Source organism: Amycolatopsis sp. NPDC104587 (assembly GCF_055583645.1).
The window spans coordinates 249,749-273,301 of sequence record NZ_JBVJNO010000010.1; the positions used below are offsets into that span (position 1 = coordinate 249,749).

General features: G+C 73.5%; 20 protein-coding genes. 16 read left to right on the plus strand and 4 right to left on the minus strand.

The features are described from left to right. Window positions 1-762 (minus strand): DeoR/GlpR family DNA-binding transcription regulator, encoded by a 762-nt coding sequence (locus ACZ61C_RS30985; RefSeq protein WP_465311380.1) that lies wholly within the window; start codon window positions 760-762, stop codon window positions 1-3. Between the two features lie 44 nt (window positions 763-806). Continuing rightward, a complete protein-coding gene (locus tag ACZ61C_RS30990) occupies window positions 807-1,604 on the minus strand; it encodes a thioesterase II family protein (protein WP_465311381.1) in 798 nt (265 codons plus the stop codon). Between the two features lie 179 nt (window positions 1,605-1,783). On the opposite strand from ACZ61C_RS30990, the gene ACZ61C_RS30995 reads away from it, so the two are divergent. From ACZ61C_RS30995 to ACZ61C_RS31025, 7 genes are all read left to right on the plus strand, one after another. Then, window positions 1,784-2,050 carry a hypothetical protein gene (locus ACZ61C_RS30995; RefSeq protein WP_465311382.1) on the plus strand — a complete coding sequence of 89 codons (267 nt, stop codon included), beginning with the start codon at window positions 1,784-1,786 and terminating at the stop codon, window positions 2,048-2,050. A gap of 22 nt (window positions 2,051-2,072) precedes the next feature. Further along, the gene (locus ACZ61C_RS31000; RefSeq protein WP_465311383.1) at window positions 2,073-4,808 is read left to right on the plus strand and encodes an AAA family ATPase; all 2,736 of its coding nucleotides are present in this window, start codon (window positions 2,073-2,075) and stop codon (window positions 4,806-4,808) included. Window positions 4,809-4,872: 64 nt separating this feature from the next. Next, complete coding sequence (locus tag ACZ61C_RS31005) at window positions 4,873-5,163, plus strand: hypothetical protein (protein WP_465311384.1); 291 nt, start codon at window positions 4,873-4,875, stop codon at window positions 5,161-5,163. 88 nt (window positions 5,164-5,251) lie between these two features. Then, window positions 5,252-6,109: a 3-hydroxyacyl-CoA dehydrogenase family protein gene (locus ACZ61C_RS31010; protein WP_465311385.1), complete on the plus strand. Its 858-nt coding sequence runs from the start codon at window positions 5,252-5,254 to the stop codon at window positions 6,107-6,109. Next, on the plus strand, window positions 6,110-6,385 hold the full coding sequence (locus ACZ61C_RS31015) for an acyl carrier protein (RefSeq protein WP_465311386.1): 276 nt from the start codon (window positions 6,110-6,112) through the stop codon (window positions 6,383-6,385). Then, on the plus strand, window positions 6,378-7,499 hold the full coding sequence (locus ACZ61C_RS31020) for an acyl-CoA dehydrogenase family protein (RefSeq protein WP_465311387.1): 1,122 nt from the start codon (window positions 6,378-6,380) through the stop codon (window positions 7,497-7,499). Before ACZ61C_RS31015 ends, ACZ61C_RS31020 begins: the two co-directional genes overlap by 8 nt. Window positions 7,500-7,525: 26 nt before the next feature. Then, the gene (locus ACZ61C_RS31025; protein ID WP_465311432.1) at window positions 7,526-8,596 is read left to right on the plus strand and encodes an HAD-IIIC family phosphatase; all 1,071 of its coding nucleotides are present in this window, start codon (window positions 7,526-7,528) and stop codon (window positions 8,594-8,596) included. Between the two features lie 120 nt (window positions 8,597-8,716). Here ACZ61C_RS31025 and ACZ61C_RS31030 read toward each other — a convergent pair whose 3' ends face one another. Together ACZ61C_RS31030 and ACZ61C_RS31035 are read right to left on the minus strand one after the other, a co-directional pair. Further along, entirely contained in the window at window positions 8,717-9,382 is a 666-nt protein-coding gene (locus ACZ61C_RS31030) for an O-methyltransferase (RefSeq protein WP_465311388.1), read from the minus strand. 41 nt (window positions 9,383-9,423) lie between these two features. Then, window positions 9,424-10,500, minus strand: coding sequence for a DUF742 domain-containing protein (locus tag ACZ61C_RS31035; protein ID WP_465311433.1), 1,077 nt, complete (start codon window positions 10,498-10,500; stop codon window positions 9,424-9,426). A gap of 296 nt (window positions 10,501-10,796) precedes the next feature. Here ACZ61C_RS31035 and ACZ61C_RS31040 point away from each other — a divergent pair, with 296 nt between their 5' ends. From ACZ61C_RS31040 to ptsP, 9 genes are all read left to right on the plus strand, one after another. After that, window positions 10,797-13,643, plus strand: a complete 2,847-nt coding sequence (locus tag ACZ61C_RS31040) for an AAA family ATPase (protein ID WP_465311389.1) — start codon at window positions 10,797-10,799, stop codon at window positions 13,641-13,643. 6 nt (window positions 13,644-13,649) lie between these two features. Next, window positions 13,650-16,460 (plus strand): AAA family ATPase, encoded by a 2,811-nt coding sequence (locus ACZ61C_RS31045; RefSeq protein WP_465311390.1) that lies wholly within the window; start codon window positions 13,650-13,652, stop codon window positions 16,458-16,460. 399 nt (window positions 16,461-16,859) lie between these two features. Next, entirely contained in the window at window positions 16,860-17,549 is a 690-nt protein-coding gene (locus ACZ61C_RS31050) for a helix-turn-helix transcriptional regulator (RefSeq protein ID WP_465311391.1), read from the plus strand. Between the two features lie 314 nt (window positions 17,550-17,863). Continuing rightward, complete coding sequence (pfkB, locus tag ACZ61C_RS31055; protein WP_465311392.1) at window positions 17,864-18,799, plus strand: 1-phosphofructokinase; 936 nt, start codon at window positions 17,864-17,866, stop codon at window positions 18,797-18,799. Between the two features lie 77 nt (window positions 18,800-18,876). Continuing rightward, a complete protein-coding gene (mtlA, locus tag ACZ61C_RS31060; RefSeq protein ID WP_465311393.1) occupies window positions 18,877-19,989 on the plus strand; it encodes a mannitol-specific PTS transporter subunit IIC in 1,113 nt (370 codons plus the stop codon). A gap of 34 nt (window positions 19,990-20,023) precedes the next feature. Beyond that, window positions 20,024-20,332, plus strand: a complete 309-nt coding sequence (locus tag ACZ61C_RS31065; RefSeq protein ID WP_465311394.1) for a PTS lactose transporter subunit IIB — start codon at window positions 20,024-20,026, stop codon at window positions 20,330-20,332. After that, on the plus strand, window positions 20,322-20,777 hold the full coding sequence (locus ACZ61C_RS31070) for a PTS mannitol transporter subunit IIA (RefSeq protein WP_465311395.1): 456 nt from the start codon (window positions 20,322-20,324) through the stop codon (window positions 20,775-20,777). The genes ACZ61C_RS31065 and ACZ61C_RS31070 overlap by 11 nt, the downstream gene beginning before the upstream one ends. After that, entirely contained in the window at window positions 20,774-21,829 is a 1,056-nt protein-coding gene (locus ACZ61C_RS31075) for a zinc-dependent dehydrogenase (RefSeq protein ID WP_465311396.1), read from the plus strand. The genes ACZ61C_RS31070 and ACZ61C_RS31075 overlap by 4 nt, the downstream gene beginning before the upstream one ends. 35 nt (window positions 21,830-21,864) lie before the next feature. Continuing rightward, window positions 21,865-23,532 carry a phosphoenolpyruvate--protein phosphotransferase gene (gene ptsP / locus ACZ61C_RS31080; RefSeq protein ID WP_465311397.1) on the plus strand — a complete coding sequence of 556 codons (1,668 nt, stop codon included), beginning with the start codon at window positions 21,865-21,867 and terminating at the stop codon, window positions 23,530-23,532. The last annotated feature ends 21 nt before the right edge of the window (window positions 23,533-23,553 follow it).

A 23,553-nucleotide genomic window follows, 5' to 3' on the forward strand; every position in this document is an offset into this window, starting at 1 on the left:
TCAGGCGGTCCGGACGTTCACGCCTTCGCGCTCGATCTCGGCGGCCACCGTCGAGTCGATGCCGCCGTCGGTGATGAACGTGTCCACTTCGGACAGCTCGGCGAAGCGGGCGAAGTGGTCGTTGCCGACCTTGGTGTGGTCGGCCAGCAGCACCACGCGGCGGGCGCCGGCGATCGACGCGCGCTTCACCATGGCTTCCGCGGGGTCCGGGGTGGTCAGGCCGCGCTCGACGGACAACCCGTTGGTGGCCATGAAGGCGACTTCGACGAACGTCTCGCTGAGCGAGTGCAGGGCCCACGAGTCGACCGACGCCAGCGTGCGCGCCCGCAGGCGGCCGCCGACCAGCATCACCGTCAGGTTGGGCCGCTTGGACAGCGTCAGCGCGATGTTGACGGAGTTGGTGACCACGGTGAGGTTGCAGTCGATCGGCAGCGCCTCGGCCAGGTGCGCGGTGGTCGTGCCCGCGTCCAGCAGGATCGCGCCCTCCGCCGGGAGCTCGGCGAGCGCGGCCTTGCCGATCCGCTTCTTTTCCCCCGTCATCACGCTTTCGCGGGTGTTCAACGCGGGTTCGAAGCCGAGCCGCTCGATGGGGATCGCCCCGCCGTGGACGCGGCGCAGCGACCCGTGGCGCTCGAGGGTGGTGAGGTCGCGGCGGATCGTTTCCGTCGTCACCGCGAACTCGCCGGCCAGCTCGGCCACGTCGACCCGGCCGTTGGAGCGCGCTCGCTCGAGGATCAGCTGCTGACGCTCTTCCGCGTACACCCGCGACCCCCGCCATGTCGTTCTGTGTGGTTGGTGATGTTACTTTATGTTGAATCACGCCCGGAGTGCAATGCCGCGGCGGGAGCGGTGAGGGCGTGCAGCTCGCGTTCGATCTCGGCGTTCACCGCGCTCTGCTGACGGGCCAGGAAGAAGTGCCCGCCGGGAAACGCTTCCAGCCGGAAGCCGCCTTCGGTGTGCTCGCCCCAGTTCCCCGCCTCCTCGGCGGTCACCTTCGGGTCGCGCTCGCCGATGAGGACGGTCACCGGGCAGCGGACGCGCCGGTCCGGCGGGCAGCTGTAGGTTTCGATCGCCCGATAGTCGGCGCGGATGGCGGGCAGCGCCATCCGCAGGATCTCGTCGTCGCCGATGACCGTTTTGTCCAGCCGGTTGAGCTCGCGGACCTCGTCGAGGATCCCGTCGTCGTCCCGTTCGTGGACCCGCTCGTCGCGGAAGGTCGACGGCCCGCGCCGGCCGGACGCGATCACCGCGCCGGGCGCCCGGACCCCGCGCCGTTCGAGCCGCCACGCGGTTTCGAAGGCGAGGACCGCGCCCATGCTGTGTCCGAAGAAGACAGCCGGTTTGTCCGACAGGGCCGCCAGTTCGTCGGCGACCAGGTCGGCGAGCGCGGCGATGGAGTCGAGGTTCGGCTCCCGGCGCCGGTCCTGGCGCCCCGGGTACTGCAGGGAGACGACGTCGACGGCCGGGGCGAACCGGGCCGAGACCGGGTGGAAGTAGCTCGCCGAGCCACCGGCGTGCGGGAAGCAGACCAGCCGGGTCCCCGCGCCGGGGGCGGGGTGGTACCGGCGGATCCACGACGTGGTGGCGTTGTCCGCGATGTTCACGAGAGCTCTTCCCTTCGACGCGGGTTCAGATCAGCCAGTCAACGCCGCTCCCGGCCACGGATTCCCTAGTGTTGCCGCTCACACCCGCCGGACCGCCGCGAGGTCCGGGGTTTTCCGGGTGCGAAGCCGCCTAACGTCGGCCGGGCCACGGGACACTGCCCTGCCCGAGAGGAGCCCCGATGACTGCCGACGCGCTCACCGCCGCCCGGCGCAAGGCGACCGAACTGCGCCGAGCCATCCAGTCGCTGCACCGGATCCACGGTGACACCCCGCCGATGCGGCGCCTGATGAGCGACCTCGGCTGGATCGAAACCGGGCTGGGGGAGCTGCCCGTGGTCCCGCTCGGCGTGGCCACCGACCGGATCCCGGTGCCGGACGCGCCGTACGCGCGGGAAATGTGGCACGGCGCCGACGACGAAGGACTGGGCGGCCGCCGCCTTCCGTGAAAGTGGGGTGAGGATGGCGGAGGTGACGGCTGTCGCCGGTCGCGTGGTGGGCCGGCGGCGGGAGCTGGAGGTCCTCGGTTCGGCGTTCGCCAACGCGCGGGCCGGTTCGGCGACCCTGGTGCGGGTCCGCGGGGCGACCGGCACCGGCAAGACGGCGCTGCTGGCGGAGTTCGCGCGGGTCGCGGGTGACCGCGCGACCGTGCTGTCCGAAACCTGCCGTCGTCCCGGCGGCAGCGCCGGGAACGCCGTCGAAGGGCTGCTCCCGGACGCCGGGGGCCGCTACGGGATGCCGGTGGCGGTGCTTTCGCGGCGGCTCGGCCGCCGCCTGGCCGAGCTGACCGCGACCGGCCCGGTCGTCGTCCTGCTCGACGACTTCCACCACTGCGACGAGGCCTCCGTGCGGGTGCTGGCCCACCAGGCGCACCGGGGGGCCGAGCAGCCGCTGCTGGTCGTCGTCGCGCAGCGGCCCGCCGACCGGCCGCTGTGGCCGCCGATGACCCTGCCGCCCGGTGACGTCGCGACCGTCGACCTGGGCGCCTTCAACGAGCCCGACGTCGCCGAGGCGGTCGCGGCGTGGTGGCCCGAGCGGCCGGGGCCCGGCTTCACCGCCGAGCTGGCCGAGCTGACCGGCGGCAACCCGGCCCTGCTCGGGGAGATCTGCGCCGCGCTGCACCTCGACGGCTTCGCCCCGGAGGAAGCGGCCCTGGCGCGAGCCCGGGCGCTGGCCCCGGCCGCCCGCGCCCGGCTCGTCGAGCGGGTGCTGGCCGGCCGTCCGGAGCACGTGCGGCGGGTGGCCGAAGCCGTGGCGGTGTTCGGCCGGCCCGACGTGGAGCTCGCCGGCCTGCTCGGCGGGGTGCCCGAACCGCTCGCCGCGGACGCCCTCGGGGTTCTGGCCGCCGAACACGTGCTGCGCGCGGACGGGCGTGAGCTCGCCTCCGCCGCGGTCCGCGACGCCGTGCTGGCCGGCGTGCCCGAGCGGCGGCTGGACCCGCTGCGGCTGACCGCGGCCCGGCTGCTCAACGACCGCGGCCGCGCCCCCGAAGACGTCGCCGGGCACCTGGTCGGGCGTCGCCGGCTGCCGGAGCGCTGGATGCGGGACGTGCTCGCCGAAGCCGCGCGCACCGCCGAGCGCGCGGGCCGGCCGCACGACGCCGCGCGCTACCTCGGGGTCCTCGTCGCCGACCGGCCCCAGGACATGCCGGTGCGCATCGAGTTCGCCCGGCTCGTCGGCGTGCGCGACCCGCTGGCCGCCTACGCGACGCTCGCCGGGATGTCCGGGCTGGCCGAAGACACGGGCAGCCGCGCGCGCATCTCGCTGCAGCTGGCCATCGCCGCGCTTTCGGCCGGCGAAGCGGCCGAAGCGACCAGCCTGCTGACCGGCGCGCTCGAGCAGCTCGACGCCGACCCCGCCGGGGACGCCGGCCGGGTCCTGCGCACGGAGCTGGAGGCCGCGCTGCTGGCGGTCGCGTTCGAACAGCCCGGCACCCTCGAGCTCGTCGGCGCGCGCCTGCCGTCGATGTCCGCGCTGACCGGCCAGACGTCGGCCGAGGTGAGCGTGCTGGCCCTGGCGTCGCTGGCGCACATGATCCGCGGCGCCGACCGCGACCTCGCGGTCTCCTGCGCGCGCCGGGCCCTGGAACGGCCGGAACCCTCGGTGCGGTGGGCCTGCTCGCTGGCCGCCTTCGTGCTGTTCGCCGCGGACGAAGTCGACGAGGCACTGGCCGCCCTCGGCGGGCTCTCGCCCGGGCCCGTGCGCGGCGACACCGGCTGGACGGAAGTCGTGACGCTGACCGCGCACTCGTGGCTGACGTGCGGCGCGGGCGACCTTTCCCGTGCCCTGTCCGACGCTTCGGCGGCCGTGCGGGCGGCCGAGCGCGACGACCGCGCCGAGCTCGCGACCGCACCCCTGGTCGCCCAGGCGTTCGCCCTGCTGCAGCAGGGCGACACCGAAGGCGCGGCCGCCGCGCTGGCCCGTGCCGACCGCTTCGGCCTCGACGGGTCCGTCCTGCGCTTCCCCGCCCATCTGCTGGCCCGCGCGCGGCTGGCCGAGGCGCGCGGCGACCTCGAAGGCGCGCTGGGCCACGCCCGCCGCTGCGGCGACTCGCTGCGGGCGGAGGGCGGGGCCAACCCGCTGTTCGTCCCGTGGTGGCTCGACGGCGCCCGTGTGCTCGTCCGGCTCGGCCGGCGTGAGGAGGCCGCCGGGCTCGTGGCGCACGGCGAAGAACTGGCCCGGGCGTGGGGAACCGCGTCCGCGCGTGGCCTCGCGCTGCTGGGCCGCGGGCTGGTGGCCGAAGGCGGCGCCGCCGTCGACGGGCTGACCGCGGCGGCCGAGGTGCTCGCCGGCACCGCGGCGTCCTGGCACCTGGCCGAGGCGGAGACTGCGCTGGGCCGGGCCCTCCTGCGCGCCGGTGACCACCAGGGCGCGCGCCGGCGGTTCCGGTCCGCTGTGGACCGTTCGGTGCGGTCCGGGTTCTGGGGCCGGGCCGAGGAGGCCCGCGCGGGTGTCACCGCGGCCGGCGGGCGCAACTACGCGGTCACCGGCAGCGTCACCGACGTGCTGACCCTGGGCGAACGGCGGGTCGGGGAGCTCGCCGCGACCGGCGCCACCAACCGGACCATCGCGGACGCGCTGCAGCTGGCCGTGCGGACCGTCGAGATCCACCTGACGAGCGTCTACCGCAAGCTGGGGGTCACCGGCCGCACCCAGCTGCAGGAGCGGTTCCCCGGCGGCCTGCTCGCGCCGGAACCGGCGCTGTGACGAGGATGCGGCCGCACGGGGGCCGCACGCGCCCGGCGGCGCACGGAGAACCCGGGGGAGCGCCATGCGTCCGGTGCCCGGGCTAGCGGTGGTCGTCGACGACACCGGCGTGCTCGAAATGGTGCTGCCCACCGGGGAGCACCGCGTGCTCGCCAGCGGGCTCGGCGCGGCGATGTGGATCGCGCTGGCCCAGCACGACTGGGATCCCGCGGCCGCGGCGGGCGCCCTCGCGCCCACCTGCGGTGTCGAACCGGCGGAGCTGACGGGATCGCTGCGCGCCTGGATGGGCGATCTCGCGGCGCTGGGTGTGCTGCGCGCCGATCCGGACGCGGCCGGGCCGGACGGAAAACCCTAGAGTTGCCGCCGGTTCGTTGACCGCGGCCACCGCCGTGCCCGACGCTTCCTTCGCACCACGGAAGAATCCCGGAGACTCAGGAGGCGCGGTGGGCGGGCAGGCGCAGGATCGGCCGGCCGTGATCGGCGGCGGGGTGATGGGCTCGGCCATCACGGCGATGGCACTGGGACACGGGGTTCCGGTCACGCTCGTCGAAACCGACGGCGAGGCGGTGGCATCCGCGAAGCGGCGGGTGGCGCAGCAGCTGCGGCACGGCCGCCTGATGGGCGCGTTCCCCGACGTCGCCGAAGGCGAGCTGACCGCGACGACCGGCTTGGGCGCGGCGAAGGACGCGACGGCGGTCATCGAAGCGGTCATCGAAGACGACAAGGTCAAGGCGAGCGTGCTCGGCGAGCTGGCGGCGCTGGTCGCCCCGGGGACACCCTTGATCACCAACACCTCCGGCATCCCGGTGGACGAGCTGGCCGACGCGGTCGAGCGGCCCGCGGACCTGCTGGCGACGCACTTCATGAACCCGGCCTACCTCATCCCGAACGTCGAGGTGGTCCGCGGCCCGCGCACCGGGCAGTCCACTCTGGACTCGGTGCTGGGCCTGCTGGAACGGCTGAGCCGCCGCCCGATCGTCGTGCGCGACTCGCCCGGGTTCGTCACCAGCCGGCTGCTGCACCCCATGATCAACGACGCCGCGCGGCTGGTCGAAGAGGGCACCGCGTCGGTGGAGGCGGTCGACGAGCTCATGCAGGGCTGCCTCGGCCACCCGACCGGCCCGCTGCGCACCGCCGACCTGATCGGCCTGGACAACCTCGCGGACGCGCTGCGGGCGCTCGCCGAGCGCACCGGCGACCCGCGGCACGCCCCGTGCGCGCTGCTGCAGTCCAAAGTGGCCGACGGCCACCTCGGCCGGAAGACCGGACGGGGCTTTTACGAGTACGGGAAGGTGTTCTGAGTGAACGACGTCTCCACCACCGCAACCCCGGCACGCACGCCGGAGGCCGTGACGCGGGAGATCCGGGAGTTCCTGACCGGGCGCGTCAAGCAGGACGTGCCGGTCGACCAGGACCTCTTCCGCACCGGGCTGGTCTCGTCGATGTTCGCCATGGAGCTGGTCGTGTTCCTCGAGCAGACCTACGGCATCGCGATCGTCGGCCCGGACCTGAAGCTGGACAACTTCCGCACCGTCGAGGGCATGACCTCGCTCGTGGGGCGTCTGCTCGATGAGTGACAACCCCCTCGAGGCGGCCGCCGCCGAGCTGACCGCGCGGGTCGGCGACCGGGCGGCGGCCTGGGACGTCGACGGCCTGCTGCCCGAGGACCTGCTGCGCGCGCTGGGCGCCCGTGGCCTGCTGTGCGCCGAGGTGCCCGCCATGTTCGGCGGCGTCGGCGCCAGCAGTATCCACAATGGACAGTTTACCGCGCACGCCGGCTCGCTGTGCAGCTCGCTGCGCAGCGTCATGACCTCCCAGGGCATGGCGGCGTGGACGATCCAGCGCTTCGGCGACCGGGCCCAGCGCGCCCGCTACCTCGGCCGGCTCACCTCGGGCGACCTCGCCGCGGTGGCGTTCAGCGAACCCGCCGCGGGCAGCGACCTGTCCACAGTGGCCACGACGGTCCGCGCCGACGGCGACGACGTCGTGGTCAACGGCGAGAAGGTCTGGATCACCGCCGCGGCCTACGCGGACCTGATCGTGGTCGTCGGCGAGCTCGACGGCCTCGGCACGGCCGTCGTCGTCCCGGCGGACGCCGAGGGCGTCACCGTCGAGCGCGTCCCGTACCCCAGCGGGTGCCGCGCCGCCGGCCACTCGACCGTCCGGCTCCACGACGTCCGGCTGCCCCGCTCGGCGGTGCTCGGCGGCGGCGGGGTCGAGCTGTCCATGCTGGTCACGACCGCGCTGGCCTACGGCCGGATCTCGGTGGCGTGGGGCTGCGTCGGCATCCTGCGGGCCTGCCTGGCCGCCGCCGGCGCGCACGCCACGCGGCGGCACCAGGGCGGCCTGCCGCTGGCCGACCGCCAGCTCGTCGCCCGGCACCTGGCCGACCTGTACGCCGACGAGCAGGCCGCGACGCGCGTCTGCGAGCACGCCAGCCGCGCGTGGGACGAGCGCTCACCCGAGATGGTGGTCGCGACCGTGCTGGCCAAGTACGTCAGCTCGACCGCGGCGGCCCGCGGCTCGGGCGCGGCGGTGCAGGTGCTGGCTTCGGCGGCGGCGCAGGACGGCCACGTGGTCGCCCGGGCGCACCGCGACGCGAAGCTGATGGAGCTCATCGAAGGCAGCAACGAGATCTGCCAGCTCATCCTGGCGGGGCACACCCGTGTCCTCGTGAATTCCGGCGACTGAGGAGGAGTCCGGTGGCTAGCACGACCATGGTCAAGTGCCTGGTGTGGGACCTCGACGACACCCTGTGGAACGGCACGCTGCTGGAGGACGGCTCGGTCGAGGTGGCCCCCGCGGTCCGCGAGCTGGTGAAGACCCTCGACGCGCGCGGCATCCTCCAGTCCGTCGCGAGCAAGAACGACCACGAGCACGCCTGGGCGCGGCTGGAGGAGCTGGGGCTGGCGGAGTACTTCGTGCTCCCGCAGATCGGCTGGCACCCGAAGTCCCAGTCGGTCAAGGCGATCGCCGACGACCTCAAGTTCGCCCTCGAGACGATCGCGTTCGTCGACGACCGCGACAGCGAGCGGGCCGAGGTGACCTACCACCACCCGCAGGTGCGCACCTACCGCGCCGAAGACGTGCTGGAGCTGGCGGGCCTGCCGGAGTTCAGCCCGGCCACGGTCACCGTCGACTCGCGGCGGCGGCGCCAGATGTACCAGGCGTCGTTCCGCCGTCAGGAGGCCCAGGCCGGGTTCGCCGGCCCGGACGAGGACTTCCTGCGCTCGCTGGACCTGCGCATGACGATCCTGCCGGCGACCGACTCCGAGCTGTCGCGCGTCGAGGAGCTGACGCGCCGCACGAGCCAGATGAACGCCACCGGCATCCACTACTCCGACGAGAAGCTGCGCAGCCTGCTCGGCGACCCGTCGCACCGCGTGCTGGTGGTCAGCATGCAGGACCGCTTCGGCCCGCACGGCGCGGTCGGGGTGATCCTGCTCGAGACGTTCGACGAGTTCTGGCACCTGAAGCTGCTGGCGACGTCGTGCCGCGTCGTGTCGTTCGGGGCGGGCTCGATCATCCTGCGCTGGCTGGCCAACCAGGCCGCGACCGCCGACGCGCACCTGGTCGCCGACTTCCGGCCGACCGACCGCAACCGGATGATGGAGATCGCCTACCGCTTCGCCGGGTTCGCCGACGACGCGTGCGCGTGCGCGGCCGTGCTGCCCGACGGCGAGGCGCCCGGCCTGCAGCGCCTGCACCTGGAGCCGGCGCCGCAGGAGGAGCCCACGACGGTCACCCTGGTGGCGCCCGACCTCACCGAGCCCGCCGGGGTGCGGTGAGCCGTTTCCCGCAGAGGCCCGTCTCGCGACCCGCGAGGCGGGCTTCTCCGTTTCCGTTGTGCGGGCAGGGAAAAAGACCGCCACGGGTCGGGCGTGGCGGTCTCTTTCGCTTGCGGGGGTTCAGTTCGCCCGGCGGATGAGCGTGATGCCGTCGGCCATCGGCAGCAGCGAGATCTCCACCCGCGGGTCGTCGCGGACGAAGCGGTTGAACTCGCGGATGGCGACCGTGTCGGGGTCCTGCGCCTCGGGATCGGTGACGCGGCCGAAGAAGAGCGTGTTGTCGACGACGATGAGGCCGTCGGGCGAGAGCAGGCCGAGCGCGGCCTCGTAGTAGGCGGCGTACCCGACCTTGTCGGCGTCGATGAAGACCAGGTCGACGGTGCCCGGGCTGTACTCGTAGAAGAGCGTGTCGAGCACTGTGATGGCGGGCGCGATCCGCAGGTCGATCTTGTCCTCGACCCCGGCCCGCCGCCAGTAGGGCCGGCCGAAGGCGGGCCAGCGGTCGGTGACGTCGCAGGTGATGAGCAGGCCGGTTTCGGGCAGGGCCCGGGCCAGGCAGAGGGAGCTGTACCCGGTGAAGGTGCCGACCTCCACCACCAGCTGCGCCCGGGTGAGCTTGACCAGCATCGCGAGCAGCCGGCCTTCTTCCGCGGACACCTGCATCGCCGCCCCCATGGGCAGCGCCGCCGTCTCGTCGCGCAGTTCGCGCAGGATCTCGTCCTCGGCTTGCGAATGCTCGCTGACGTAGCTCAGTACGTCGGAGGACGCCAGTAGTTGGGTCGCCATGCCCCGAAGCGTAGGTTCGCCCGTTCCTGGAAGTGTCTAGTTCACAGCCGGAGCAGTCCCTGGTGAACGCGGTGCAGCAACGCGAGCGGCGGCCGCCCGGCAACCCCGAGCTCGGCGGCCGCGGCGACGAGCAGCCCGGCGTCGACACCTTCCCGCACGAGCGCGCGGGTGTCGTCCAGCGACCGCAGCAGGTAGGCGGAGACCTCGGCGACGGAGGTGGGGATCTGGCACATCCGGCACACGGCGGCGAGATCGGGCGCGAGCACCCCCGCCCGCCGGTGCCGCCCGGTGGCGCTGACGATGACTTCGGGCGGGAGGAGGTCCCGAGCCGGGGGAGGCGGGGGGATGCTGCCGCGGATGTAGGGCGGGAGCGGGCGGGTTTCGGCGGGGGATACGGCGCGGCCGGGGGTGCGACGCGTGTGGGTGGCGGGTTCCGGGGTGCGGTGGGTGGGAGTGCCGCGGCTCGGGGTGGGGGCGGCGGTTTGGCCGGGGGTTGTTCTGCCTCGGGGGGCGGCGGTCTTGCCGGGTGTCGCCGTGCCTCGGGGAGCTGGGCCGCGGTCGGCGGTCTCGCCGGGCGTTGTCCTGCCTCGGGCAGTGGTGGCGCGGCCGGCCGCATCGCCGGGCTTGGTGTTTCCGTGCGCGGGAGTGCCGCGGCTTGGGGTGTGGCCGGCGGTCTCGCCGGATGCCGTCTTGCCTCGGGGCGTGGTCGTGCCGTCGGCGGCCCTCGCCGCGCTTCGGGGACCGGCGGCATCGTCCGCGCGCAGGGCGGCTTTGCCCCGGCCCCGGGTGCGGTCACCGTCGCGGGAGCCGGCGCTCTCGCCGGGGCGGCGAGCCGGGGCCGGTTGGTCGCCGCGCGGCCGCCGGCGACCGCCTCGGGCGGCCGGCTCACCCTCGGTGGCCCCGGCGCCGGCCTCCTCGCCGCGACCACGCCGCTCGGCCGGTCGGGCCGGACTGTCACCCTCTGGTCGCGCACCGTCACCATCCGCCGGCGGCGTGGGGCCGGAATTGGGTTTGGGTGTGAATCCATGTTCGGCCCACACCGTGTAGTCGCCCCAGCCGCCGAAGGACAGGGCCGTCGCCGAGCTGGTTGCGACGCGGCGATCGTGGGACTTTTTCATGTTCGCGGCCTCGAAACGGATCCGACAGGGCTGGTGAGTCACCTTCACCGACCGCCCTGCCCGGGTGTCAAGCTCGCGGTCCGGAATGTAGGGGTTTCTGGGTCTACGTGGGTAGTGCGTTGACGCTGGGGGTCAAGTACAGACAAAACGAAGGCGCCGGACTTGTTAAACCAACATTCATCGTCTTAGGCTGCATAGCCACGTCACTCTTTCGTGAACCTCGGGTGACGGCAGGAAACCGCTGCTGCGGGCGGAGGGTGATGGTGGTGCCCGGACCAGGTAGAGCCGGATCGGCGTTGCCGGTCGCGCCTGTCCTGCGCACTTCCGGACGGCCCGCCCTCCCGGTCGCCGCGCCGGTGCTGACCGTGCCGTGGCTCGGGGAGCGGGACGACCGCTCGCGCCGCACCGCCGGTGGCCGGCTCGTCGAGCGGGACGACGAGCTCGGTGTGCTGCGCCGCGGCATCCGCGGGCTGCTGGCCGGGCGGTCCGGTCAGGTGACCGTCGCCGGGCCGCGGGGCGCCGGGCGCAGTGCGCTGCTCGACGCCGTCGTGCGCGAGGCCAGGACCGCCGGGGTGACCACCGCCTTCGCGTCCTGCTCGCCCGGGGAGTCCGCCGTGCACCGCGGGGTGATCAACCGGCTCTTCGCCGACCTCGCCGACGCCGACTGCCGCCTCGACGGCGGGGCCCGCTCCTGCGGCCGCGCCTCGGCCGACCGCTCGATCCCGACCCTGTGCGGCGACTTCGTGGGCGTCGCGAGCCAGGGCCCGCTGCTGATCGCCGTCGACGACGTCCAGTGGGCCGACCCCGGCTCGACGGCCTGGCTCGAAGCGATGGAACACCGGCTGCAGCAGGCGCCGATGCTGCTGGTCCGCTCGGTGCTGGCCACCGGCGAGCCCCCGGCCGCGCTCGACGGCGAGACCGCCGTCGTCCGGCTGCTCACCGAAGACGGCCTGCGGGAGCTGGTCGCCGGCCGCTTCCCCGGCAGCCACGCCGACCCGCGGTTCACCGCCGGGCTGCACGAGGCCACCGGTGGCCGGCCCGCGCTGGTCGCGCCGGTGCTCGAACGGCTCGCCGCCGCCGGGCAGGACCCGGTCGCCGCGCACCTGCCCGCCGTCACCGCGCACCTGGCCGACGTCCGCGCCGGCGAGCTCGCCGTGTCGATCGCGGCCCTGCCCGCCGACGCCCTGAACCTGCTCCGGGCCATCGCGGTGTGCCGCGGCCTGCTCGACTTCGACCTCGTGACGACGCTGGCCGGCCCGCTCGCCGGCCGCGTCGGCGACGCCCTGCGCCAGCTGGTCGGCTTCGGCCTGGTGCGCGAGGACGCGCCGACGCGCATCGCCGACGACGCCACCGCCGACGCGGCGCTCGGCTCGCTGAGCGCCGCCGACCGCGGCGAGCTCGCCACCCGGTGCGTCGAGCTCGCCTACCGCGCCGCCGTGCCGGACGACCAGCTCGCCGAGCTGCTCGCCACCGTGCGCCCGGTCGGCGCGTCGTGGGCCGTCGCGACCCTGCGCCGGGCCGCGGAGCAGCGCCGGGCCCTCGGTGACGACGCCGGCGCGGCCCGGCTGCTCGGGCGGGCCCTGCGGGAGCCGGTCAGCCCGGCCGAACGCCGGAAGCTGATGCTGGGCCTGGCCCTGGCCGAGATCGCCGACCAGCCGGAGCTGAGCGACCAGCGCCTGCAGCGCGTCCTGCTCGACACCGGTCCCGAGGTCTCCGGCGCGGTCCTGCTCGAAGCCGCCGACCACCTGCTCGCCCGCGGGGACACCCGCACCGCGCACCGGGTGATCGCCGCGACCTGCCGCCGGCGCAGCGCGTTCGCCGCCGGGACGGCCGCGCTGGCCGCGCTCGGCCGGCTGGCGCAGGACGACTGCTCGGCGGGCCCGGTCGTCCCGGTCCCCGGGTTCGACGCGCCGGAGTCCGCGCCCGGCGACACCCATCCGGTGCGCGCGGCGACGAACGCGGTGCGGCTCGCCCGCAGCGGGCGGCGGCCCGGCCGCGCGCGGGAGCTCGCCCGGCTGGCGCTCGAACCGGGCGCGAGCCTCCCGTACACGCTGCGACTGCAGGCCGCGTGGGTGCTGTTCTGCGCCGACGAGCTTTCCGAAGCCGTGCTCAGCCTCACCGACGTCCACCAGGACGCGACCCATGCCGGGGCGCGCGCGGCAGCGGCGAACGCACTGCTGCTGCGGGCGCGCTGCGAGGTGCGGCGCGGCAACCTCGGCCAGGCCGAAGCCGACCTCGACGCCGCCGTGGCGCGGCTGCCGGAGCGGGCCTGGCACCCGCGGGCGCTGCCGGGCCTGCTGGCCGTGCGCGCGGAGGTGGCGCTGGCCGCGATGCGCGTCGACGAAGCCGAACGCGCGGTGGGCGCGGTGCTCCCGGCCGGCGCCGAAGACGGCTCGGCGGCGGGGTACCTGTTGGTGCAACGCGGTTTCGCGCACCTGGCCAAGGGAGACGCGCGGGCCGCGCTCGAAGCCTTCACCGCGGCCGGCCGCGGCGCCGCCGGGCGGCGCGAGGGCAACCCCGTCGACCTGCCGTGGCGGACCGGCGCGGCGCTCGCCTCGGCCCGTTCCGGCGCCGACGCCGGCGAACTGGCCCGCGAAGCGCTCGACCGCGCGGAAACCTGGGGGGTGCCGGGCGCCCGCGGCGCCACGAGCCTGCGGCTGGCCGAGATCTTCACCGGCGCCGAGCGCCGGGCACACCTCGAACGCGCCGTGTCCCTGTTGGAGGGCACCGCCCGCCGCGTCGACTTCCTGACGGCCGTCACCGAGCTGGCCGCCGCACGGCTCGAAGACGGCGACACCGCCGAAGCCGCCGCGCTGCTCGGGCGGGTGGCGACCCTGCGGCCGCAGCTGCTGCCGGCCGGACTGGCGGAGAAGATCCGCGAGGTTTCGGGCGGCCTGGCCCGCCACGGCTCCGACCCCGGTTTCCGGGCCGCGCCCGGCGCCCCCGCCGGCGCCCTGTCCGAACAGGAGGCCCGGATCGCCGCGCTCGCCGCCGCGGGCCGCACGAATCCGGAGATCGCCCGGGCGCTGCAGCTGAGCGGCCGGCTGGTCGAGCTGCGCCTGACCCGGATCTACCGCAAGCTGACCGTGACCGGCCGGGGGCAGCTCGCCGAGCTGATGAGCCCCGGCACCGCGGCGAGTTGATGACCGGTGCTGCTGGAGCGTGACGCCGAACGGGCCGCGATCGCGACCGCGTTGAACGCGGCCGCGGGCGGTGACGGCTCGCTGCTGCTGATCAGCGGCCCGGCCGGCAGCGGGAAGTCGGCGCTGCTGCGCGACACGACGGCCGCGGCGCTCGGCGCGGGGGCGCGGGTCCTGCGCGCGGACGCCACCCGGTTGGAGGAGGACTTCGCGTTCGGCATCGCCCAGCAGCTGTGCCGCCCGGTGCTCGTCGCCGCCGGCGAGGCCGAACGGGACCGCTGGTTCCAGGGCGCGTCCGAGCAGATCCTGCGCGCGCTGACCGAGGAACGGCTCATCACCAACGGCCACGAGCACTACCTCCCGACCGAAGCCGTCCTTTATGGACTGCACACGGTCGTGCACGCGATGTCCCACGACGACCTCGTCGTGGTGATCGTCGACGACCTGCAGTGGGCCGACCAGGGATCGCTGCGGCTGCTGGGGTACCTCGCCAAGCGGCTGAGCGGGTCGCGGATCCTGCTGGCGCTGGCGCTGGCCGACGAGTGCGAGGCGCCGAAGTACCCGCTGGTGCACGAGCTGGTGACGGCGGCCGCGCGGATCGTGGTGCCCGCCCCGCTTTCGGCGTCCGGGGTCGCGTCGATGGCCGAAGTCGCCTTCGGCGAGCGCGCGGAAGAGCCGTTCACCGCGATGCTGCACCGCGTCTCCGGCGGCAACCCCGCCGACGTCGCGACCGTCCTCACCGGACTGGTCGCCGAGGGGCTGCGGCCGATCGCCGCGCAGACCGCCGCCGCAGAGGCCGAAGCGGTGCGGGTGCTCGACCACCGCGTGCTGATGTCGCTGGGGTCGCAGCCGCCGGCGGTGCTCGCGCTGGCGCGCGCGGTCGCGGTGCTCGGCGACCTCGCCGAACCCGGGCTCGCCGCCGACCTCGCCGGCCTCGACGACGTCGAGTACTCCTCGGCGGTGCAGCACCTCGAACGGCTGCGCCTGGCCGACCGCCAGGACGGCCGGATCGGGTTCGTCACCACGAGCGTGCGGGACGGCGTCGAGTCCGCGATCCCGGTGGAGCTGCGGGAGACCCTTTACCGGCGCGCCGCCCGGCTGCTCTACGACCACGGCCGCCCGGCCGAGCGTGTCGCCGAGACGCTGATGAAGGTCGGCACCGCCGAAGACCCCTGGGAAGTGCGGATCCTCAGCTCGGCTGCGGTGACCGTGCTCGAGCGCGGCGCGGGTGAGCTGGCGGCGCGCTACCTGCGCCGGGCACTGCTGAACACCGCGCCCGACAGCGAAGAGCGCGGCCGGCTGCTCGTCGAGCTGGCCGCCGCGGAACGCGGGTTCGACCTCGTCGCCGCCGCCCGGCACCTGTCGCAGGCGTTGTCGCTGCTGCCGGCCGGGCCGCAGCAAGCCGAAGCGGCGCTGTGGATCCCGCCCGCGTTCGCCGCGTCGGCGCCGAGCCTCGGCGCGGCCGTGCGCGCCGCCGTCGAACCCGCGTTGCGCGCGGGCGAACCGGTCGAGCTCACGCTGCGGGCCGAGGCGCGCGGCTGGTACCCGGGGATCGGGCAGCCGCCGGGTGGTGATGCCGCGCTGGCCCGGCTCACCGAGCTCGACCGGGCCGAACGGCTGGACTCGCCCGCGGGCCGCGAGCTGGCGGTGGTGCTGCTGCACGCCGCGGTGCTTTCGGGCAGCGTCGCGGCCGACGACGTCGAGACCGTCCTCAAGCGACTGATCAGCGAGGAGCCGCTCGACCCGCGCCACGCCTACACGTCGTTGCCGCTGCTGGTGTCCACGACGGTGCTGGCCGACCGCGCCGCGGTGCTCGAGCCCGCGCTGACCGCGGCCGCGCAGGCGGCCCAGGAACACTGGCCCGGCACCGCGCCGCTGATCGCCGCCGAAACCGCGGAAGTCAAGCTGGCGCAAGGGGAGCTGGCCAAGGCCCGGCGGATCGCGCTCGGCGTGCTCGAAGGCCCCGGCCACGACGCCTGGCCGGACGCGCTCGCGCGGTCGGTCACCACGCTCGCCCAGGTCGCCCTGGAAACCCAGGACCCCGAGCTGGGGGAGCGGTTGCTGGCCGTGCCGATGGACAGCACCGACCACCGGGTGTTCGCCGCCCGGCGGCTGACCCGCGGGATGGTCGACCTGGTCCGCGGCGACCCGGCCACGGCGCTGGGCCGGTTCCTCGACTGCGGCCGCCGGCTGGAGCGCGAGGGCTGGGTCAACACCCCGCAGTACCCGTGGCGGATCTGGGCCGCGCTGGTGCGCCAGCGCCTCGGCGACCTGGCCGCCGCCCAGGCGCACGCGTCCGAGGAGGACCAGTACGCGCAGCGCTGGGGGACACCGCTCAGCGTCGGGCGTTCCCTGCGCCTGCAAGGCATGCTGACCGGCGGCGCCGAGGGCATCGCGCTGCTGCAGGAGGCCGCCGGCATCGTCCGCGAGTCGGAGAACGTCGTCGAGCGTGCCCGCACCGCCGTCATCCTGGGCACCCGCCTGCTCGACGCCGGGCTGCCGGAGGCCGAGGAGCTGCTGGCCGAGGGCCGGGAGCTGGTCAAGCTGATCGGCGCGTCCTGGTTGGACGGCAGCGGGGAGACCGAGCTGAACGGCCCGGTGCTGCGGCTTTCCGGTGACAGCATGGGGAACCTGACGAAGACCGAGGCGACGGTCGCGCGGCTCGTGGTGCGCGGCTGGACGAACCAGCGGATCGCCGACTCGCTCGGCGTCACCCGGCGGGCGATCGAAAAGAACCTGACCGGCACCTACCGCAAGCTCGAGGTGAGCGGCCGCTCGGAGCTCGTCGAGCGCCTCGGCGCGCTCGACCCCGAGAACTGATTTCCCTTGCCGCACCGCGGGGTGCGGGGTCCGTACCACCCGGCGTGCGGACCGGTGCGGGTCCGCACCACGGTTCGGAGCCCGGTGCGGCGCGCGGGGTGCTGGTTCGGACCCCCTTTTCCCAGGCCGAAAGTGCGAAAGGGCAGCGATTTTGCCCGTGCGGTACGGGGTTCGGTACCGCACCGCACCCCACCGCCCTCCGTACCTCCGTACCCCCGCCGCCACCGCACCACAGTGTTAAGACCAGGTGTCCGGATTGTGTTGCCGGTGATAATCAAGCGTGCATAACATGATCTGCATCACCCCGGAGAGCGGCTCACACGGTCACCGAGACCTTCCCCGCCGCCGGCCTTTTCGCCCCGGGTGGTTCAGCTTCCAGCCGGAGAAAGGAATGCCTTCATGAGTGCGGACGTTGCGGATCTGGCTGCGGGTGTCGGTGTCGTCCTGGTGGACCGGGGCGCCCGGACCGCTCCGCGCAAGCCCACGCTCCACGCGGTCACGCCCGAGATGTGCATGGTGAACCTCGACCACCGCCTGCGCGTGGTGTCGGCCAGCATGGAGTTCTTCCGGGTCTTCGAGCGCAGCTCGGACGCGGTGACCGGGACCAGCCTGTGCGACCTGCTGCACCCCAGCGTGCGGAGCAAGGTGGAGAACCAGCTGCGGCTGCTGGCCCGCGGCGAACGGCGCCGGTTCGTCGAGCGCATCCTCGTGATGCGGGAGAACGGCACGACGCTCTCGGGCGAGTTCATCGGCTCCACGGTGCACGGCCTCGGCGACCGGCTCGACAGCCTCACGGTCGTCTTCCGGCCGGACAAGAACGACCGCGGCCACCAGGTCGCGTGCCACAAGAAGAAGGTCCTGTCCGAGATGGACGCGCGGATCCTCGAAGGGGTGGCCTCCGGGGTCTCCACGATCCAGCTGGCCGCCAACCTGCACATGAGCCGGGGTGGCGTCGAGTACCACGTGACGACGCTGCTGCGGAAGATGAAGGTGAAGAACCGGCCGGCGCTGATCTCGAAGGCCTACTCCATGGGCATCTTCGGGGTCGGGTCGTGGCCTCCGCGCGCGCTGCCGGACTTCGTGCGGTGACCCCGGTGGTGGCCGCCCGGCGGACCGGCCGGAGCGGTGTGACGTGCGGGAACTCGGCGGCGGGCCGGGCGATCTTCCGGATTCCGGAGGGTCACCCGGCCCGCCTTGCCGTACCCAGGGGCGGTGTTGGCGATATTGCTTTGTGTTGGTTTTTGACTTCGCCGCGTGTGCGGAGTTCTTCCAGGCCAGGGCGGGAAGATCACGATCTCCCGATGATAACGGTTGAACTTTGGGTGAAGTCGGGTCTTGCAAACGAAGATGAACACAGGCAATATCAACCAAACCAACGAGGACCCCGGTGGAGGTGTGCTGAAGTGTTCGTGACCCTGACGGCGAACCCGAGCGTCGACCGGACGGTCGAGGTCGACCGGCTCATCCGGGGCGAGCTGCACCGGGCGACGGGTGCGCGCGTCCAGCCGGGCGGCAAGGGCATCAACGTGGCCCGTGCGCTGGTCCGCAACGGACTCAAGGCCCGGGCGGTCGTGCCCGCCGGTGGCGCCGACGGCGACCACCTGATCGGCCTGCTGCACGACTACAACATCGACGTCGTCCGCGTGCGCACCGCCGAACCGGTGCGCAGCAACATCAGCGTGGTCGAGCCGGACGCGACCGTCACCAAGGTGAACGAGAGCGGCCCGCACCTGTCGGGTGCGGAGCTGGAGACCCTGTGCGACACCCTGATGTCCCATGTGGACGACGCGGAATGGGTGGTGGCGGCGGGAAGCCTGCCGCCCGGCGCCGGTGACGACTTCTACGCCGACCTGATCGCGCGGCTGGCGACGACCGGCGCCAAGGTCGTCATCGACACCAGCGGCCCGGCGTTCCGCGCCGCGGTCAAGGCCGGCCCGGCCCTGGTCAAGCCGAACCTCGACGAGCTCGAGGAAGCGGTCGGCCGGCAGCTGGGCACCGTGCGCGACGTCGTCGACGCCGCCCAGGAGCTTCGCGCCCTCGGCGCGGGGAAGGTACTCGCCAGTCTCGGCAGCAAGGGCGCCGTGCTGGTGGAAGACGCGGGAGTCTGGTGCGCCAACGCATCGGCCGAACCGCGGAGCTCGGTCGGAGCCGGCGACGCGATGCTCGCCGGGTTCCTGGCGGCAGGGGGGAGTGGCCCGCAGGCGCTGGCCACAGCCGTCGCCTGGGGAGCGGCCGCGGTGTCGCTGCCCGGGAGCACGATGCCGGGTCCCGAAGACGTGGGGGCACGTCGAGTGCGGGTGGACCCGCGTCCGGAGTGGGACGAGAAAGTGCGCGAATAGCACCGCCTTCGTCCCGCTCGACGCCATCGCTGGATGGCAAAACCCTCCAAACCCTTTTCCAGAGAAGGAAGCCAACGATGACTACCACTGCGGAGCGCGAAGAGGAAGCAACTCCGTCGAGGGCCGAACGCGCACGGGTCACCATCCAGCGATTCGGCGGCCATCTCGCCGCCATGGTCATGCCCAACATCGGCGCGTTCATCGCCTGGGGCTTGATCACCGCGCTGTTCATCCCGAGCGGGTGGACGCCCAACGCGCACATCGCCGAGCTCGTCGACCCGATGATCAACTTCCTGCTGCCGGTCCTGATCGGGTACACCGGCGGCCGGATCGTCCACGGCCAGCGCGGCGCCGTCGTCGGCGCGGTGGCCACGGTCGGCATCGCCGTCGGCGCGTCGATCCCGATGTTCCTCGGCGCGATGATCGTGGGCCCGCTGGGCGGCTTCCTGATCAAGCTCTGGGACGACAAGGTCGGCAGCAAGACCGCGCCGGGCTTCAAGATGCTCGTCGACAACTTCAGCGCCGGCATCATCGGCGGCACGATGGCGGTGCTGGGCATGCTGGGCATCGGCCCGGTCGTGCAGGGCATCACCAAGGGCCTCGGCAACGGCGTGCAGGCCCTGATCGACGCCCACCTGCTGCCGCTGGTCTCGATCATCGTCGAGCCGGCCAAGGTGCTGTTCCTCAACAACGCGATCAACCACGGCGTGCTGAGCCCGCTGGGCGTCGCCGACGCGCTGCGGGACGGCAAGGCCATCCAGTTCCTGATCGAGCCGAACCCCGGCCCCGGCCTCGGCATCCTGCTGGCGCTGACCCTCTTCGGCGCCCGCAGCGCGCGGGCCACCGCGCCGGGCGCGATCGTCATCCAGTTCCTCGGCGGCATCCACGAGATCTACTTCCCGTACATCCTGGCGACCCCGCGGCTGATCCTGGCCGCGATCGCCGGTGGCGCGGCGGGTGTCGCGACGTTCAGCATCTTCAACGCGGGCCTGACCGCCACGCCGTCGCCGGGCAGCATCATCGCGGTCCTCGCGGTGACGCCGAAGGGCGGCTACCTGGGCGTGATCGCGGGGGTCGTGATCGCGGCGGCCGTGTCGTTCATCATCGCGGCGGTGCTGCTCAAGTTCGGCCGGGACGCCCGGAAGGAAGAGCGCGAGCTGGCCGTGGCCAACGGCGGGGCCGTGGCGTGACGATCACCGTCGATCGAAGGAAGGAAGCACGGGAATGAGCAGCATCGAAGGCAAGGAAGTCAAGAAGGTCATCATCGCCTGCGACGCCGGGATGGGCAGCAGCGTGATGGTCGCCTCCCAGCTGGCCAAGCGGCTGAAGCCGTACTCGGTCAAGGTCGAGCACACGCCGGTCAACGAGATCCCCGGCGACGCGCAGGTCGTGCTGTGCCAGTCCACTTTGGTCAGCCGGGCGCGCAAGGCGAACACCACCGCCGTCATCCTGGGGTTCCAGAGCTTCCTCGGCGACCCGGTGTTCGACCGCGTCGAACAGGCGATCCGGGACGGCGGTTCCCTTGCCGACTGACGCCGTCATCCTCGGGCCGGAGTCCGTGCTCATCGGCCGCACCGCCCCCGACCAGGCCGACGCGATCGCCCAGGTCGGCCGGAAGCTCCTGGAGCTGGGGGCGGTGGAGCCGGAGTACGTCGACGCCATGCACGAGCGCGAAAAGTCCGTCTCGACCTACCTCGGCGAGGGGGTCGCGATCCCGCACGGCACCGACGAGTCCCGCAAGTTCGTCAAGCGGACCGCCCTGGCGATCCTCCAGTTCCCCGACGGGGTCGACTGGGACGGCAACGACGTCCGGCTCTGCGTCGGCATCGCGGCGAAGGGCTCGGAGCAGGTCGGGATCCTGTCCTCGCTGGCCCGGATCCTGATGGACGCCGACCAGGTCAAGGAACTGCGCGAAGCGCCGGACGCCGAAACGATCCTGCGACTGTTGAACGAAGTGGACGAGGAGTTTTCCCGATGAAGGTGGCACGTTTCTACGCGCCGGGCGACCTGCGGGTCGAAGACGCGGACGAACCGAACCCCGGCCCGGACGAGATCAAGATCCGGGTGCACAACACGTCGACGTGCGGTACGGACCTGAAGATCTTCCGGCACGGGCACCACCACATCGACCCGCCGCGCGTGATCGGCCACGAGATCGCCGGCGAGGTCGTGGAGACCGGCTCGAACACGTCGGGCTGGGCGCCCGGTGACCGCGTGCAGGTCATCGCGGCCATCCCGTGCGGCGAGTGCAAGCAGTGCCGCAAGGGGCTGCAGCAGGTCTGCCCGAACCAGCTGTCGATGGGCTACCACTTCGACGGTGGCTTCGCCGAGTACATGATCGTGCCGAAGCAGGTCCTCAAGGTCGACGGCGTCAACCGGATTCCCGAGGGCGTCAGCTACGCCGAGGCGTCGGTGGCCGAGCCGCTCGCGTGTGTCCTCAACGGACAGAACTTCGCGCAGGTCGGCGAGGGTGACGTCGTGGTGGTCGTCGGCGCGGGCCCGATCGGCTGCCTGCACGTGCGGCTGGCCAGGGCCAAGGGCGCGGCCGCGGTGTACCTGGTCGAGCTCAACCGGCACCGGCTGGACCTCGCGGCCGACCTCGTCAAGCCGGACGTCGCGATCTGCGGCAGCGAGGTCGACGTGGTCGAGAAGGTCCTCGAGCTCACCGGGGGCGACGGCGCCGACGTGGTCATCACGGCCGCGGCGGCGGGCAAGGCCCAGGAGGACGCGCTGAAGATGACCGCGCGCCGCGGCCGGATCAGCTTCTTCGGCGGCCTGCCGAAGGACAACCCGGTCATCGCGTGCGACTCGAACCTGGTGCACTACCGCGAGCTGACCATCTACGGCGCCAACGGGTCCAGCCCGGACCACAACCGCCAGGCGCTCGAGCTGATCTCCTCGGGCAAGGTCCCGGTCGACGACCTGATCACCCACCACCTGCCGCTGTCGGACGTGCTGAAGGCGATCGACGTCGTCAGCAGCGGCGAGGCGATCAAGGTGACGATCGAGCCGGGCGCCGTCCCCGCGTGAGCGGGCGGTGCGGACCTTAGAGGAGGCGACCCACGGTGGTTGACGAACTGCGCGGCAACCCGGCCAGCCCGGGTGCGGCCGCCGGCCCGGTGGTGCGGCTGACGCCGCCCCCGGTGCTGCCCGAGCACTGGGACGCGCCGTCGGCTCCCGAAGCGGAGCTGGCGGCGGCGGGCGAAGCGCTCGACACCGCGGTGGCGGACCTGGAGAAGCGCGCGGCTTCGGTTTCGGGCGAGTCGAAGTCCATCATGGACACCCAGATCATGATGGCGCAGGACCCGTCCCTGCGGACCGGCATCGCGGACGCGGTGACCAACGGCCGGCCGGCCGCCTGGGCGATCCGGGACGCGTTCGGCAAGCACGTCGCCGCGCTGGAAGCCATCGGTGGTTACCTCGGCGAGCGCGCGGCGGACCTGATCGACATCCGCGACCGCGCGATCGCCGCCGCGCTGGGCCTGGCCCAGCCGGGCATCCCGGCCGTCGAGGGCGCGTTCGTGCTGGTGGGCCAGGACATCGCGCCCGCCGACACGGTGCTGCTCGACCCGGCGAAGGTGCTCGGCATCGTCACCGAGAAGGGCGGGCCGACCAGCCACACGGCGATCGTCGCCCGGGCGCTGGGCATCCCCGCGGTGGTCGGCTGCGCCGGCGCCGCGGGCCTGGCGGACGGGACGCGGATCGCGGTCGACGGCACCCGCGGCACCGTCGCGGTCGACCCGGACGACGACCACGTCCGCCGGATCGAGGCGGAAGCGGTGTCCCTGAAGGAAAAGCTCGCGGCGCACAGCGGTCCCGGCGCCACCGCGGACGGCCATCCGGTCAAGCTCCTGCTCAACGTCGGCAGTGCCGGCGGCGCGGGGTCGGACGCGGCGGCCGACTCGGAAGGCGTCGGACTGTTCCGCACCGAGTTCCTGTTCCTGGACCGCACGGAAGCTCCGACGGTCGAGGAGCAGCGGGCGGCCTACGGCGAGGTGCTGCGCGGGTTCGGCGGCCGTCCGGTCGTCCTCCGCACGCTCGACGCCGGGGCCGACAAGTACATCCCGTTCGCCAACACCGAAGACGAGCCGAACCCGGCTCTGGGGGTGCGCGGGTACCGCGTCGGCGTCCGCAACCCCGGTCTGCTCACCGCGCAGCTGAAAGCGATCAGCCTGGCGGCGGCCGACCACGACGCGGACGTGCGGGTGATGGCGCCGATGATCGCCACCCCGGCGGAGGCGGCGGCGTTCCGCGAACTGGCGCGGGAGCACGGGATCGGCAAGATCGGCGTGATGATCGAGGTGCCGGCCGCGGCCATCCGGGCGCGGGACATCCTGGCGGAGGTCGACTTCGTCAGCATCGGCACCAACGACCTGTCGCAGTACACCTACGCCGCCGACCGCATGCTCGGCGAGCTGGGCGAGCTGCTGGACCCGTGGCAGCCGGCGCTGCTGGCGCTGGTGGCCACCGTCGCGGCGGCGGCGAAGGCGGCCGGCAAACCCGCCGGCATCTGCGGGGAGGCGGCGAGCGACCCCGGGCTGGCGCCGGTGTTCGCGGGGCTGGGGATCACCAGTCTCTCGATGTCGGTGTCCGCGGTCCCGGCGGTGCGGGCCGCGTTGAAGGACTACACGCTCGAGCAGTGCGAAATCCTGGCCGGCGAGGTGCTGGGGGCCCCGGACGTGCCGTCGGCGCGCAAGGTGGTCGAAGAGTTCTCGGCCCGATCGGTCGACTGAGCGTTCACAAGATGGGAAGTT

What these genes read in the sequence shown, in the direction of transcription:
- ACZ61C_RS30995 (WP_465311382.1), top strand. Translation starts at nt 1,784, where the DNA reads ATGACTGCCGACGCGCTCACCGCCGCCCGGCGCAAGGCGACCGAACTG.
- ACZ61C_RS31005 (WP_465311384.1), top strand. Translation starts at nt 4,873, where the DNA reads ATGCGTCCGGTGCCCGGGCTAGCGGTGGTCGTCGACGACACCGGCGTG.
- ACZ61C_RS31020 (WP_465311387.1), top strand. Translation starts at nt 6,378, where the DNA reads ATGAGTGACAACCCCCTCGAGGCGGCCGCCGCCGAGCTGACCGCGCGG.
- ACZ61C_RS31025 (WP_465311432.1), top strand. Translation starts at nt 7,526, where the DNA reads ATGGTCAAGTGCCTGGTGTGGGACCTCGACGACACCCTGTGGAACGGC.
- ACZ61C_RS31030 (WP_465311388.1), bottom strand. Translation starts at nt 9,382, where the DNA reads ATGGCGACCCAACTACTGGCGTCCTCCGACGTACTGAGCTACGTCAGC.
- ACZ61C_RS31035 (WP_465311433.1), bottom strand. Translation starts at nt 10,500, where the DNA reads ATGAAAAAGTCCCACGATCGCCGCGTCGCAACCAGCTCGGCGACGGCC.
- ACZ61C_RS31050 (WP_465311391.1), top strand. Translation starts at nt 16,860, where the DNA reads ATGAGTGCGGACGTTGCGGATCTGGCTGCGGGTGTCGGTGTCGTCCTG.
- mtlA (WP_465311393.1), top strand. Translation starts at nt 18,877, where the DNA reads ATGACTACCACTGCGGAGCGCGAAGAGGAAGCAACTCCGTCGAGGGCC.
- ACZ61C_RS31065 (WP_465311394.1), top strand. Translation starts at nt 20,024, where the DNA reads ATGAGCAGCATCGAAGGCAAGGAAGTCAAGAAGGTCATCATCGCCTGC.
- ACZ61C_RS31075 (WP_465311396.1), top strand. Translation starts at nt 20,774, where the DNA reads ATGAAGGTGGCACGTTTCTACGCGCCGGGCGACCTGCGGGTCGAAGAC.